The sequence below is a fragment of the Azospirillum sp. TSH20 genome (genome assembly GCF_003115935.1).
In the GTDB taxonomy this organism is placed as follows: domain Bacteria; phylum Pseudomonadota; class Alphaproteobacteria; order Azospirillales; family Azospirillaceae; genus Azospirillum.
Window position 1 is genome coordinate 1 of sequence record NZ_LGQU01000146.1, and the last position, 12,956, is coordinate 12,956.

General features: G+C 68.0%; 13 protein-coding genes and 1 pseudogene. 13 read left to right on the top strand and 1 reads right to left on the bottom strand.

All coding sequences use genetic code 11. The features are described 5' to 3' along the window. Positions 1-1,121: ABC transporter permease (locus tag TSH20_RS31245; protein ID WP_109493016.1), on the top strand; the 1,121-nt coding region annotated here is incomplete at its 5' end. A 109-nt stretch (positions 1,122-1,230) separates the two neighbouring features. Then, positions 1,231-2,241, top strand: a complete 1,011-nt coding sequence (locus TSH20_RS31250; RefSeq protein WP_146205485.1) for an ABC transporter ATP-binding protein — start codon at positions 1,231-1,233, stop codon at positions 2,239-2,241. Between the two features lie 108 nt (positions 2,242-2,349). Here TSH20_RS31250 and hypA read toward each other — a convergent pair whose 3' ends face one another. Then, positions 2,350-2,691: a hydrogenase maturation nickel metallochaperone HypA gene (gene hypA, locus TSH20_RS31255; RefSeq protein WP_109157666.1), complete on the bottom strand. Its 342-nt coding sequence runs from the start codon at positions 2,689-2,691 to the stop codon at positions 2,350-2,352. 560 nt (positions 2,692-3,251) lie between these two features. On the opposite strand from hypA, the gene TSH20_RS31260 reads away from it, so the two are divergent. The 11 genes and pseudogenes from TSH20_RS31260 to TSH20_RS35935 form a co-directional block, all read left to right on the top strand. Further along, positions 3,252-3,728 carry a 4Fe-4S dicluster domain-containing protein gene (locus TSH20_RS31260; protein WP_085091330.1) on the top strand — a complete coding sequence of 159 codons (477 nt, stop codon included), beginning with the start codon at positions 3,252-3,254 and terminating at the stop codon, positions 3,726-3,728. A 2-nt stretch (positions 3,729-3,730) separates the two neighbouring features. Further along, positions 3,731-5,536, top strand: a complete 1,806-nt coding sequence (locus TSH20_RS31265; protein WP_109157665.1) for an aldehyde ferredoxin oxidoreductase family protein — start codon at positions 3,731-3,733, stop codon at positions 5,534-5,536. 90 nt (positions 5,537-5,626) lie between these two features. Then, a complete protein-coding gene (locus TSH20_RS31270; protein ID WP_109157664.1) occupies positions 5,627-5,899 on the top strand; it encodes a MoaD/ThiS family protein in 273 nt (90 codons plus the stop codon). A 14-nt stretch (positions 5,900-5,913) separates the two neighbouring features. Next, complete coding sequence (locus TSH20_RS31275; RefSeq protein WP_109157663.1) at positions 5,914-7,764, top strand: NADH-quinone oxidoreductase subunit L; 1,851 nt, start codon at positions 5,914-5,916, stop codon at positions 7,762-7,764. Between the two features lie 20 nt (positions 7,765-7,784). Next, positions 7,785-9,014 carry a proton-conducting transporter membrane subunit gene (locus tag TSH20_RS31280; RefSeq protein WP_109157662.1) on the top strand — a complete coding sequence of 410 codons (1,230 nt, stop codon included), beginning with the start codon at positions 7,785-7,787 and terminating at the stop codon, positions 9,012-9,014. Beyond that, positions 9,011-9,520: an NADH-quinone oxidoreductase subunit NuoB gene (gene nuoB / locus TSH20_RS31285; protein ID WP_109157661.1), complete on the top strand. Its 510-nt coding sequence runs from the start codon at positions 9,011-9,013 to the stop codon at positions 9,518-9,520. Before TSH20_RS31280 ends, nuoB begins: the two co-directional genes overlap by 4 nt. After that, complete coding sequence (locus TSH20_RS31290) at positions 9,517-10,425, top strand: complex I subunit 1 family protein (protein ID WP_109157660.1); 909 nt, start codon at positions 9,517-9,519, stop codon at positions 10,423-10,425. Before nuoB ends, TSH20_RS31290 begins: the two co-directional genes overlap by 4 nt. A gap of 14 nt (positions 10,426-10,439) precedes the next feature. After that, the gene (locus TSH20_RS31295) at positions 10,440-10,982 is read left to right on the top strand and encodes a 4Fe-4S binding protein (RefSeq protein WP_109157659.1); all 543 of its coding nucleotides are present in this window, start codon (positions 10,440-10,442) and stop codon (positions 10,980-10,982) included. Continuing rightward, the gene (locus tag TSH20_RS31300; protein ID WP_247871710.1) at positions 10,972-11,514 is read left to right on the top strand and encodes an NADH-quinone oxidoreductase subunit C; all 543 of its coding nucleotides are present in this window, start codon (positions 10,972-10,974) and stop codon (positions 11,512-11,514) included. The genes TSH20_RS31295 and TSH20_RS31300 overlap by 11 nt, the downstream gene beginning before the upstream one ends. Positions 11,515-11,526: 12 nt before the next feature. Further along, complete coding sequence (locus TSH20_RS31305; protein ID WP_109157658.1) at positions 11,527-12,606, top strand: nickel-dependent hydrogenase large subunit; 1,080 nt, start codon at positions 11,527-11,529, stop codon at positions 12,604-12,606. Between the two features lie 89 nt (positions 12,607-12,695). Further along, positions 12,696-12,956, top strand: a pseudogene (locus TSH20_RS35935) (hypothetical protein); the annotation flags it as partial.

A 12,956-nucleotide genomic window follows, 5' to 3' on the forward strand; every position in this document is an offset into this window, starting at 1 on the left:
TGATCGCGGTCGGCGCCGGAGCGGAAGCGCGCATCGCCCAACAGATCGACAGCCTCGGCTCCAACCTCATCATCGTGGTGTCCGGCGCGATCACCTCCGGGGGCGTGCGTCTGGGCTTCGGCACCCAGATGACGCTGAGCGAGGACGACGCCCAGGCCCTGCAGCGGGAAGTCCCCGAGATTCTGGTCGCGGCACCGGGCGTGCGCGGCACGGCCCAGATCATCTACGGCAACCTCAACTGGTCCACCGTGATCTTCGGCACCACCACCGACTTTCTGGCGGCGCGGGATTGGGGCGTCGGCCAGGGCAGGCCCTTCGAACAAGCGGAAGAGGACCGCGCGGCCAAGGTGGCGCTGCTCGGCCAGACGGTGGCGTCCACGCTGTTCGGCAACGCGGATCCGGTCGGCCAACTGATCCGCATCAAGAAGGTGCCGTTCACCGTGGTCGGCGTGCTGGACCGCAAGGGCCAAAGCATGCAGGGCCAGGATCAGGACGACACAGTCGTCATGCCTCTGAGCACGGCGCGCAACCGCGTGCTGGGCGGCAGCGAGGTGAGCCGGCGGGCGGTGGGCGCCATCCTGGTCAAGATGCGCGAGGGTGCCGACATGCATGCCGCCGGGACGCAGATCCACGACCTGCTGAGGCAGCGCCACCATCTTCAATCCGCACAGGACGATGATTTCTGGATCCGCAACCTGTCGGAGGTCGCCCAGGCACAGGAGGCATCGTCTCGCGTGCTGACGCTGCTGCTGGCGGCGGTGGCCTCGGTGTCGCTGGTGGTGGGTGGAATCGGCATCATGAACATCATGCTGGTCAGCGTGACCGAGCGGACCCGGGAAATCGGGCTGCGCCTTGCCGTCGGAGCGCGCAGCCGCGACATCCTGGGCCAGTTCCTGATCGAAGCCTTGACGCTGTCGCTGACCGGCGGGCTGATCGGGATCGCCGTCGGTGCCGCCGCCGCCTTCACCATCGGGCATTGGGCGCACTGGCAGACGGAATTGAGCGTGCCGGCGATCCTTCTGGCGGTCGGCTTTGCGGCTGTGATCGGGGTCTTCTTCGGCTTCTACCCGGCCCGCAAGGCGTCCCGCCTCCAGCCGATCGAAGCGCTGCGCTACGAGTGATGCGTGGCGGTGCAACGTACAGGGGAACGGGCGACATGAAGAACGGTCTCGACAACGCTGCCACGGTCGGCCGGTGCCATCCGCGGCGGGCGGCGGCAGGCGCGCCGGCATGATGGAAGAACGGGCAGCCTCCGGAGTTGCGCTGCGCGGACAAGGCAATGGACCGCTGCCGGCGTCGGTCGGCGGCTATGTCTGGCGCCACAGCGGCAAGCATCAGGTCGGGCTGGCGGTCCTTTCCGTCATGGTCTTCCTTTTGAGCATCTGGCCGCTCGAGATCCAGCGGCGCATCGTCAATGATGCCATCTCGTCGAGATCGCTGTCCGCGATCGTCTGGCTGTCGGTCGCCTATTTCGGCATCGCGCTCCTCGAAGGTGTGCTCAAGTTCATCCTGAACCTCTACCGGGGCTGGGTCAGCGAAAGGGCGGTGCGGCATCTGCGCATGACCATCCTCAGCTTGGCCCGCTGCGTTCCGCGCCGGCACGATTCACAGGAAGAGGAGGGCGTGGAAATCGCGCTGGTCCTGTCGGAAGCGGAACCGATCGGCAACTTCGTCGGCATCAGCGTGTCAGAACCCTTGCTCCAGACCGGCATCCTGGTCAGTGTGCTCGTCTACATTGCCCATCTGCGGCTGGAATTCGCGTTGGTCAGCGCGCTGGTTTTCCTGCCGCAGATGATCATCGTTCCGCTGATCCAGCGGGCGATCAACCGGCGGGCGGCGATGCGCATCAGGACGCTGCGCCAGATCAGCAGCAACATCATCGGCAGCACCGGAAACACGGTGGCCGACAGCCGGGACCAGCCCAAGCGCATCGACACCGTTTTCGCGCTGAATATGGGCATCTACACGCTGAAGTTCGGGATGAACTTCCTGATGAACCTGCTGCACCACCTCGGTGTCGCGGTGGTTCTTGGCATCGGCGGCTGGTACGTGGTGCAGGGACACATCGACGTCGGTGCGGTCGTCGCGTTCGTCTCCGGCCTCGCCAAGATCGTCGATCCCTGGGGCGACCTGATCAACTGGTTCCGGGAAGCCACCGTCAGCAGTGTGAAATACCAGCTGATCGAGACGGCGGCACGGCGGATCGCCACCGGCGGGGGGTGGGCGGACCGGTCCGTATGATGTGGGATGATTATCCAGCAACCCGCCCCTACAGGAATACCTCCGCCCTGAACGTATTGCATATGGGGACGAGGGTCCGCCCCATCTCGTGTTCTCACTGCCGGAACTCTATTCCCCTTCGAACGACACCACCCGCATGTCACGGCCGGCCAGCAGCGTACGCCGGGTCCCACCGCAAGCCGGGCATGGAGCGATCAGCGTGTCCGGCGCGTAGTCGGTGCCGCAGGCGTCGCAGCGCGCCTTCAGCGCCTTCCGCTCGATCGCGAGTTCCGCTCCGGCGGCCAGCGTGTCCTCCGTCACCAGGGGAAAGCAGAACAGCAGCGCGTCCGGATCGATGGCGGCGCCCGCGCCTATGTCCACCGTGACACGGGTCACCCGGCGGATGCCCTCCCGTCCGGCGCTTTCGACCACTAGGGTGACGATGCTTTCGCACAATGACAATTCGTGCATCGGTAAGTTTCCGAAGAAATCGAGGCCTTCCCCTAGGGCCGGTTCTATGTCTTCACCATAACCAGCGCAGTGGCGTTGATGTAAATCATATCGGCGCATGCAGCACTGGTGATATGAAAGAGCAGTCTGGACCAAAGATTGGCGGCCCCGCCCTCCAGACATAGTTAACAGCCGGGCCCTGTGTTCATTCGATCACAACGGGTCAACGATTATGGTCACCCCAACAACGCGGACCGTCCGCCCGACAGCCCCGGGCTCCGGCGGATCGACAACGAACACCCTGGGGTGCCATCCGCCCTGACGGGCGTCCCGATCACGACAGGCCGGCTTCATCCCCGGGCCGGTCCCCCATGCCCCACATCCAGATTCTGGCCACGCCCGGCGGTTTCTCCGCCGCTCCGGCGGCGATCCCCTGTTGCCGCAAGCCGGCCAAGCCACGACCCGAGGAACCAGCCCAACACCGGACGCCCGAGACCGGCCCGCCGGAACGGCCGGAACATACTCGACAGGAGCGCTGAGAAGCGGAGCCCGCGTCACGGTTATCAGGAGGTCACCCGACCATGAGCATGATGCTGATGATCCATCCGGACAAATGCACCGGATGCCGCAACTGCGAACTCGCCTGCTCCATGGAGCATGAGGGAGACTTTCGACCGAAAGCCTCCCGCATCCATGTCTACACCTGGGAACGCGAAGGCTTCTCCGTCCCCATGATGTGCCAGCAGTGCAAAGACGCCGCCTGCACCACCGTCTGCATGCCGAAGGCGATGCACCGCAACCCGGCCAACGGCCAAGTCGAGCTGGATCAGTCGAAATGCATCGGCTGCAAGATGTGCGTGCAGGCCTGCCCGTTCGGCTGCGCCTCCTGGGACTTCCTGGGGTCGCAGATCCTGAAATGCGACACCTGCGGCGGCGATCCGGCCTGCGCGACGATCTGCCCCACCCACGCACTGGAATGGGTCGAGGACACGGTGTCGGCGCAGGCGCGCAAACGCTCCTTCGCCACCAAGCTCAAGAACGCCTTTGCGGAGGTCTGATCATGCACGGCTGGACAGGAAAAATCCTTCGGATCGATCTCAGCACCGGCAAGATCGGCACCGAAGCGCTGAAGACCGACTTGGCGCGCGACTACATCGGCGCCCGCGGACTCGGCACCAAATACATGTACGACGAGGTGGATCCCGCCGTCGATCCGCTGTCTCCGGCGAACAAGCTGATCTTCGCATCGGGTCCGATGACCGGTACCTTCGCGCCATCGGCCGGCCGCTACGACGTGGTGACCAAGGGGCCGCTGACCGGCACCATCGCCGCGTCGAATTCCGGCGGCGCCTGGGGGCCGGAGCTGAAATATGCCGGCTACGACATGCTGATCCTGGAAGGCCGCTCGCCGAAGCCGGTCTATCTGTGGATCCAGGACGACGAGGTGGAGATCCGCGACGCCGCCCATCTCTGGGGCAAGGACGTTCCCGAGACGACCGAGGCGCTGAACGCCGAGACGGCGACCGACGCCAAGATCGCCTGCATCGGCCCGGCCGGTGAGAATCTGTCCTTCATCGCCTCCATCATGAACGACATGCAGCGCGCGGCCGGCCGCACCGGCGTCGGCGCGGTGATGGGGTCGAAGAACCTGAAGGCGGTGGTGGTGCGCGGCACCGGTGCCGTCACCGTCGCGGACAAGGCCGCCTTCCTCGCCGCGGTGAGCAAGGCCAGCACCATGATCAAGGAGCATCCGGTCGGCGGCACCGGCTTGCGCCTCTACGGCACCAACGTGCTGGTCAACATCCTGAACTCGGTGGGTGGTCTGCCCACCGGCAACTTCCAGGACGGTCATTTCGAAACCGCCGACAAGGTGGGCGGCGAGACGCTGGCGGCCAACCAGCTGCAGCGGCCGAAGGGCTGTTTCTCCTGCATCATCTCCTGCGGCCGCGCCACCAAGGTCAAACACCCCAAATACAAGGGCGAGGGCGAGGGGCCGGAGTATGAAACCGCCTGGGGTTTCGGCCCGGATTGCCGGATCGACAACCTCGATGCGGTGATCAAGGCCAACTACTACTGCAACGAATACGGCCTGGACACCATCTCGATGGGCGGCACCGTCGCCTGCGCGATGGAGCTGTTCGACCGCGGCATCATCACGCTGAAGGACACCGAGGGTCTGGAGCTGACCTTCGGCAACGCCGATGCGATGGTCGAGGCGGTGCGGCTGGCCGGCATCGGCCAGGGCTTCGGCAAGAAGCTCGCACTGGGCTCCTACCGGCTGGCCAGCCTCTACGGCCATCCGGAACTGTCGATGACCGTCAAGAAACAGGAAATGCCGGCTTACGATCCGCGCGCGGTCCAGGGCATCGGCCTGAACTACGCCACCAACAACCGCGGCGGTTGTCACGTCCGCGGCTACACCATCAGCCCCGAGGTGCTGGGCGTGCCGGTCAAGGTCGACAAGGACAGCATCGACGGTAAGGCGGAGCTGGTCGCCCTGTTCCAGAACCTGACGGCGGCGCTGGATTCGAGCGGATCCTGCCTGTTCGCCACCTTCGGCATCGGTGCGCCCGAATTCGCCGAGTTGATGACGGCGCTGACCGGCTTCGCCTACACCGGCGACAGCTTCATCGAGGCGGGCGAGCGGATCTGGAACCTGGAGCGGCTGTGGAACCTGAAGGCCGGCCTGACCGCCGCCGACGACACCCTGCCGCCACGCCTGCTGAGTGAGCCGATCGTGACCGGCCCGTCGAAGGGGGCGGTCAGCCGCCTGCCGGAAATGCTGCCGCTCTACTACGGCGTTCGCGGCTGGGATGCCAACGGCGTGCCCACGCCGGAGAAGCTGAGCGCGCTGGCGCTGGCCTGACCCTGTCCGGTCCGCCGCCGCGGCCATCCGCCGCGGCGGCGGCCGGGTGGCGGTGATCTGGCGGCGGTCCCGGAAGAAGGGCCCTGTCCCATGAAAATCTCCTATTTCGCGCTGCTGCGCGACGCCACCAAGAAGTCGCATGAGGTGTGGCAACGTCCCGCGGCGACCCTGCGGGACCTGCTGCGGGATCTGGTCGCCGAATACGGCCCGAACTTCGCCCGCTGGATCCTGAAGGACGGTGAACTCGCCGGCTACGCCATCATCCTGGTCAACGGCCAGGACGTGCGCGGTCTTCAGGGGCTGGACACGCCACTGTCGCCGGACTCCGACGTCTTCATCTTTCCGCCGCTGGCCGGTGGCTGAGAAAGGGGCTGGTCATGACGTCCACAACGCTCCCCATTCTTCTCCTGCTCGGGGGCTTCGTCCTTCAACTCCTGCTCGCCCGCTGGCTGACGCCGGTCGGCAAGGGGGTGCTCGCGACCGCCGTGGTCTTCGCCTCCTGCCTCGCCTCGCTGACGCTGGTGCCGGCCAGCATGGCCGGCGTCGCGGCGGAGGCGTTGCTGCTGCCGGGCTGGGACGGGCCATTCTCCCTCGCCCTGCGCATCGACGGGCTGAGCGTCCTGTTCATGGTGATGGGCACCGGCATCGGCGCCGCCATCCTGCTGTTCTCCGTCCGCTACATGGAGCATGAGGAGCAGGGCACGACGCGCTTCTACGCCATCATGCTGGTCTTCATCGCCGGCCTGCTGCTGCTGGCGGGCGCCGCCGACATGCTGGGCGCCTATGTGGCGTGGGAAGTGATAGGGCTGTGCTCCTACAGTCTGGTCGGCTTCTGGTACAAGCAGAAGGCGGCGACCGACGGCGCCCGCAAGGTGCTGGTCATCACCCACCTCGCCGGCTACGGCTTCCTCGTCGGGCTGGTGCTGGTCTATGCCCGCGCCGGTACGCTGGCCTGGACCGATCCGGCCGTCGCCTCCGCCTTCACCTCGGGCATCGCGGCGCTGTTCATCGTCGCGGCGATGGCGAAATCGGTGATGTTCCCGCTGCACACCTGGATCCCGGAGGCGATGAACGCGCCGACGCCGGTGTCGGCGCTGCTGCATTCCGCCTGCTACGTCAAGGCCGGCGTCTACCTGATCGCCCGCATGTATGTGGTGGGTGGCGGGCAATGGCATGAGGTGATGGGAACTCCGCTGCTGGCGGTCGGCTGCGTCACCATCCTGGTCGGCGTCATCTTCGCCATGGCGCAGACCGACCTGAAGCGGCTGCTCGCCTTCCACACCGTCAGCCAGCTCGGCTATATCGTCGTCGGGCTGGCGCTCGGCACCGATCTCGGGCTGGCGGCCGGGCTGTTCTATTGCCTGAGCCACGCGCTGTTCAAGGGCACCCTGTTCATGTGCGCTGGCGCCATCCAGCACGCCACCGGCACCCGCGACCTGCGCGACCTCGGCGGTCTGGCGTCGGCGATGCCGGGGACGGCGAAGGTGTGGATCATCGCCGCGGCGTCGATCGCCGGCGTGCCGCTGACCAACGGCTTCGTCGCCAAATGGCTGCTGTTCAGCGCGGCGCTCGACAAGGGGCTGCTGGCCGTCGTGCTGGTCGGCTGGATCGGCAGCATCCTGACCGCCTTCTCCTTCCTCAAGGCCACCGTCAACGCCTTCTACGGCGTGCCCTCCAAGGCGCTGCTCGGCCGTCCGGTGCACGAGGCGTCGCCGAGCATGCTGGCCGGCATGGGGTCGATGGCCGGGCTGTGCCTGCTGTTCGGCGTCGCGCCGCAGCTGCTGATGCTGCCGATCGTCGCCCCGGCGGTGCGCTCGCTGGGCTTCGACTGGGCGGTGGAAATGAGCTGGCTCGGAATCCTGACCGACCGCGGCACCATCGCGGTGACCGTCGGCGGCGGCGTGGTGCTGGCCTCGGCCATGCTGGGGCTGCTGGTCTACCGGCTGGCGCAGGCGCCGGCCCCCGGGCTGGTGTCGGTCTATTCCGGCGGCGAGCCGCTGCCGGCCGGCGACCGGCCCGGCGCCGTCGATTTCGCCGAGATGGCGGAAACAGCCTTTCACCCCGTCTATTCGCTCGATCCTGATCCCGGCTATCTCCGGATCTGGCGCGCCCTGACCCGTGTGGCCGGTGCGGCGCAGACCACCGCAGGCGCCGTCCTTGAGGATCGCCCGCTGCTGCCCATCGGTCTTGTCGCGATTGCCGCGCTGGCCGGCGTGTGGCTGGTCTGAGCGCTGCCGGAGGCATCGACATGGACACGGTCCTGATACCACTCTTCCTGGGAATCGCGCTCGGCGTCGGCCTCTACGCCCGCGCCATCCCGCAGGGGGATCGATCCTGGTGGCGCTTCGCCGCCGCCACGGTCGCTCTCGCCATCGTCGCCCGGCTGGCCGGCCATTCCTTGCCCCATTCCTGGACAGCGACCCTGCTTGCCTCCGCCGCCGAGCTGGTGGCTGTCGGCATAGTGTGGAGCGGCGGAACCGACGCGGCGCGGGCCGCCGCCCGCAAATACCTGACGGCGGTGATCCTCGCCACGCTCTGCACCTGGGCGGCGCTGGCGCTGACCGGCCTCGGCACGCTGCGGCCGGGTGCGCCATGGGACAAGCTGGCGGTGGCGCTGCTGCTGATCGGCGTCGCGCTGAAGCTGGGGCTGGTGCCGGTCTATTTCTGGCTGCCGGCGGTGGCGCGCGCCTCGTCGGCGATGACCACCGCGCTGATCGTCGCGGTGGTCGATGTCGGCGCCTTCTGCGAGCTGCTGACACTGCGCGATACCGCACCCTGGATCTTCACCGGCTTCGCGCCGCTGTGGATCGGGCTGGCGGTGCTGTCGCTGCTGGGCGCCGCGCTGCTGGCGCTGGCGCAGCGCGCGCTGAAGCCGATGCTGGCCTTTTCCTCAATCGACGACATGGGCTATCTGCTGCTCGGGCTGGTCATCGGCGGCGCCGACGGCATGGCCGGGGCGTGGTTCGGCATTCTCGGCCACGCGCTGGGCAAGATCGTGCTGTTCGGCGCGGTCGGGGCGGCGGAATGGCATCTCGGCCGGGCGGTGACGCTGGACGACCGCGGCCTGTCGACCCCGCTGCCGGTGGCGAGCGCCGCCTTCATGCTCGGGGCGCTGGGCTTCATCGGCATCCCGCCGACGTTGGGATTCATCGGCCATTGGCGGCTCTATCTGGCCGGGGCGGAGCTGGGCGGGCCGCTGCTGCTCACCGTGCTCTACGCCTCCTCGGCGATGGCGCTGCTGTGCTACGTCCGCGTCATCCACCGGGTCTGGCTCGGTCCGGCGGTCGCGGGGCCTGCGGGCGGGACCGGTGGGCAGCCGCTGCCGCGCGCCGCCGCCGCGGTCCTGCTGGTCTTCGCCGTCGCACCGGTGCTGTTCGGCCTGGCCCCGAACCGGCTGCGCCCCACGCTCGAGCCTCATCCGCACGTCGCTGAACTGACCGGCCCGCTGGTGGCCAACCCGCTGGGAGGTGTGAAATGAACCTCATCGAACGGGTCATCGCGATCTCGCGCCGTCGGTCGCCCTGGATCTGCCGGCTGAACGCCGGCTCCTGCAACGGCTGCGATATCGAAATCACGCCACTGCTCAGTCCGCGTTACGACGCCGAGCAGTTGGGCATCGAGCTGCACGGCACGCCCAAGCACGCCGACATCGTGCTGATCTCCGGCACGCTGACTCTGCGCTCGCGCCAAGCGATCCTCGACATCTACGACCAGGTGCCCAACCCGAAGGCGGTGGTGGCGCTGGGATCCTGCCCGTCGTCGGGCAACGTCTTCGCCGGCAGCCCGCTGGTGCTGAGCTGCTCGCTCGACACCGTCGTTCCGGTCGATGTCTGGGTGCCCGGCTGTCCGCCGCGCCCCCAGGCCATCCTGGACGGCATCGCCCGCGCCGCCAAACTGCTGGAAGACGGCGCGACCAAGAGCCAGCTGGCCAAGAGCCGGCTTGCCGGAAGCCAGCCCGAAAGCCGGTGGGGGAGGCTGTCATGAACGCCGTCTGGTCCTATCTGGTCGCCATCGCCGTCTGGCCCGGCCTGCTGTTCGCCGCCCCGCTCGGCTGGCTGGAGCTGTGGTTCATGCGCAAGCTGGTGGCCCGGCTTCAAGGCCGCCAGGGTCCGCCCTTCTTCCAGCCCTTCTTCGATGTCATGAAGCTGCTGGGCAAGGAGACGGTGATCCCCCGGGGCGTCAGCCGCGGCATCTTCCTGGCGCTGCCGCTGGTGTCGGTGGCGGCGGTGACCGCGGCGCTGGCCATCGTGCCGCTGCCCGGCAATCCGGTGCCGTCTCTGCCCGGCGACGTCGTGCTGCTGCTGTACCTGATGGAGGTGCCGGTCCTGTGCGAGGTGCTCGCCGGCTATGTCAGCCGCTCGATCTACGGGCAGGTCGCGGCGATGCGCGAGGCGATCCTGTCCCTGGCCTACAACCTGCCCTTCCTGGTCGCCATCATCGCCATGGCGCAGATGGCCGGCAGCTTCCAGATGCGCGCCCTGCAGGAGGTGCCCTACGGCCTCGTCCATCTGCTGGCGGCCTTGACCTTCCTGCTGGCGCTGCCGGCGCGGATGAAGCTCAACCCCTTCTCCATCGCCAACGCCGAGCACGAGATCATCGCCGACAGCCACATCGAATACAGCGGCCCGCCGCTGGCGCTGTTCAAGCTGTCCCACGCCATCGAGGTCGTGCTGCTGACCGAGCTGTTCGCCGTCGTCTTCATCCCGGCGACGCCCTGGCCGCTGGTCAATCTGGTGGTCTATCTCGGCGCCGGCATCCTGGTGCTTGGCGGGGTGACGCTGCTTGCGACCACCACCGCGCGGCTGCGCCTGACCCAGGCTTTCCGCTTCTACTGGGTCTGGGGCGGCCTCGCCTCGGCCATCACCATGGCCGCGACACTGGTCCGGTGAGGGGGGATACCGCCATGGCAATGCTGAAGACCATCCTCGGCAACCTGATGCGACCGTCGCGCACCCGCGCACCGGCCGACATGCCGGTCGTGCCCCTGACGTACCGCGGCGCGCTCACCCACGACGCCGGCCGCTGCACCGCCTGCGGCACCTGCGCCTTCGTCTGCGCGCCCAAGGCCATCACCTTCACCCAGGATCCCGGCGTCTCGGTGTCCTGGCATTTTTTCATCGGCCAATGCTCCTTCTGTGGGCTGTGCGAGCAGAACTGCCCGACCCGGGCGATCCATCTGCGCGCCGACATCCCCGGTTCGATGAACAGCGCCGGCGGCGACGGGCTGCGGCTGGAAAGCGTCATCCACCTGCAGCCCTGCACCCGCTGCGGCGCCGCCCATGTCCCGCTGCCGGCGGCGACGATGGACACGCTGTGGGCAGCGGATGCGGACGAGGCCGAGCGCGGCTATTGCCCCGACTGCCGCCGCTGGGCGGCGAGCGCGCGCCTGCGCACCGCCTTCATCCCGGACGGCGCTGTCGCGGAGGGAGGTCGCCATGACCGCTGACACCATGATCGCCGACACCATGACCGCCGACATCGAAAGCGCCGAACGCGCACTCCCGCGCCTGATCGAGGCGCTCCGCGCCATCCCCGGCGTCCGGTCGGTCGACCTCCGCAACGGCGCGCTGTGGGCCGACGCCCCGCTGCTGGATGTGGAGGCGATGGCCGCCGCGATGGCGGCGCTGGGCATCCGGCTCGGCACCGTGACCGCCATTCCGCACCCCGACAGCGCCGAATCGACGGTGATCTACCATTACATCGACGAACATCGGATCATCAACGTCAAGACCTGCACCCGCAACGGCACGCTCGCCTCGCTGGCGCCCAGCGTCCGGGCAGCGTCCTGGGCCGAGCGCGAGATCCGCGACCTGTTCGCGGTCGAGTTCCCCGGCCACCCCAACCCGGTCCCGCTGATCCGTCCGGAGGGGATCGACACGGCGACGCTGCGCGAGGCGATGTGCCGCCCGGCGACGGTTGCCCGCAAGCCCTCTTCTCCGCTGGCCTCCCCGCCCGCCCCTCGTCCGGCCCGTTCTTAGGAGTTTCCGGCCATGCCCTACAGCTTTCCGCTCGGCCCCTATCACCCGGCCCTGGAAGAGCCCTTCAAGGTCAAGGTGCAGTGCAAGGGCGAGGTCATCGAGTCCGCCACCGTCGAGGTCGGCTTCAGCTACCGCGGCATCGAGCTGCTGGCGCAGAAACGCAACTGGGTCGAGGTCATCACCCTCATCGAGCGCGTCTGCGGCATCTGCTCCAACACCCACGCCATGACCTTCTGCATGGCGGCGGAGACCATCGTCGGAATCGAGCTGCCCAAGCGCGCCGCCCACATCCGCACCATCATCGCCGAACTGGAACGGCTGCATTCCCACCTGCTATGGGCCGGCGTCGGGGCGGAGGACATCGGCTTCCATTCGCTGTTCATGGAGGTCTTCACCCTGCGCGAGCGGGTGATGGACACGCTGGAGGCGATCAGCGGCAACCGGGTCAATTACGGCATGAACTGCATCGGCGGCGTCCTGCGCGACATTCCCGATCCGGCGGCCCATCTGCCGGCGCTCGACGCGCTGGCCAAGGGGCTGGGCGAGATCGTCATCCCCACCTTCACCCAGAACCCGACCGCGCTGGCCCGCACCCGCGGCGTCGGCCGGCTGAGCAGGGAGCAGGCGGTGGAATGGGCGGTGGTCGGCCCGGTGGCGCGCGCCTCCGGCCTCGACATCGACGTGCGCAAGGACCAGCCCTACCTGTCCTACGCCGATCTCGGCTTCGAAAGCGTCGTCCGACCGGAAGGCGACGTGCTGGCCCGCGTCGTGGTGCGGGCGCTGGAGATGATGGAGAGCGTCCGGCTGATCCGCGAGGCGTTGTTGTCGCTGCCCCCCGGCCCGCTGCGGGCGACCCAGGGGCTGCCGGAGATCCCGGCCGGCGAGGCGACCATCCGCACCGAGGCACCGCGCGGCGAGGCCTTCTACTACGTCGCCTCTGAAGGCGGGGCCTCGCCGGCCCGCGTCAAGATCCGCACCCCGTCCTTCGTCAACATCCCGGCGATCGAACCGATGGTGATGGGCCAGCCGCTGGCCGACCTGTCGATCATCCAGGCCTCGGTGGACCCCTGCATTTCCTGCACCGACCGGTAGCGGCCAGCATTGGTGCAAAAAGGCCGGGCTGGTGGCGGTCGGAAGGGCAAGGGGCGATAGAGGCACCCCCGCTGAATCCGAGCCCCCCGATGCCGTACAAGAGGAATGAGCACCGCCGTCACAGGATCCCGAATGCCCAATACCAGATGCAGAGCTGGACAGCCTACGATCCGGCGCTGCGCCGGGTGGTGAGCTGACGGTGTGGGAGACACAGCAGGCGATCGCCGCCAGGACGCCGGCCAGGGCGGGACGGCGCGACGGCGCTGGGGAAAACTCCACTTGGCGGTCGATCCCGACACCGGCGAGATCCTCACTTCAGAGCTGACGACCAAGCAGGAGGGCGATGCTTC

Coding starts and splice junctions, on each gene's coding strand:
- TSH20_RS31280 (WP_109157662.1), top strand. CDS start 7,785: ATGGACACGGTCCTGATACCACTCTTCCTGGGAATCGCGCTCGGCGTC.
- TSH20_RS31260 (WP_085091330.1), top strand. CDS start 3,252: ATGAGCATGATGCTGATGATCCATCCGGACAAATGCACCGGATGCCGC.
- TSH20_RS31290 (WP_109157660.1), top strand. CDS start 9,517: ATGAACGCCGTCTGGTCCTATCTGGTCGCCATCGCCGTCTGGCCCGGC.
- hypA (WP_109157666.1), bottom strand. CDS start 2,691: ATGCACGAATTGTCATTGTGCGAAAGCATCGTCACCCTAGTGGTCGAA.
- TSH20_RS31275 (WP_109157663.1), top strand. CDS start 5,914: ATGACGTCCACAACGCTCCCCATTCTTCTCCTGCTCGGGGGCTTCGTC.
- TSH20_RS31300 (WP_247871710.1), top strand. CDS start 10,972: ATGACCGCTGACACCATGATCGCCGACACCATGACCGCCGACATCGAA.
- TSH20_RS31305 (WP_109157658.1), top strand. CDS start 11,527: ATGCCCTACAGCTTTCCGCTCGGCCCCTATCACCCGGCCCTGGAAGAG.
- TSH20_RS31250 (WP_146205485.1), top strand. CDS start 1,231: ATGATGGAAGAACGGGCAGCCTCCGGAGTTGCGCTGCGCGGACAAGGC.
- TSH20_RS31270 (WP_109157664.1), top strand. CDS start 5,627: ATGAAAATCTCCTATTTCGCGCTGCTGCGCGACGCCACCAAGAAGTCG.
- TSH20_RS31295 (WP_109157659.1), top strand. CDS start 10,440: ATGGCAATGCTGAAGACCATCCTCGGCAACCTGATGCGACCGTCGCGC.
- nuoB (WP_109157661.1), top strand. CDS start 9,011: ATGAACCTCATCGAACGGGTCATCGCGATCTCGCGCCGTCGGTCGCCC.
- TSH20_RS31265 (WP_109157665.1), top strand. CDS start 3,731: ATGCACGGCTGGACAGGAAAAATCCTTCGGATCGATCTCAGCACCGGC.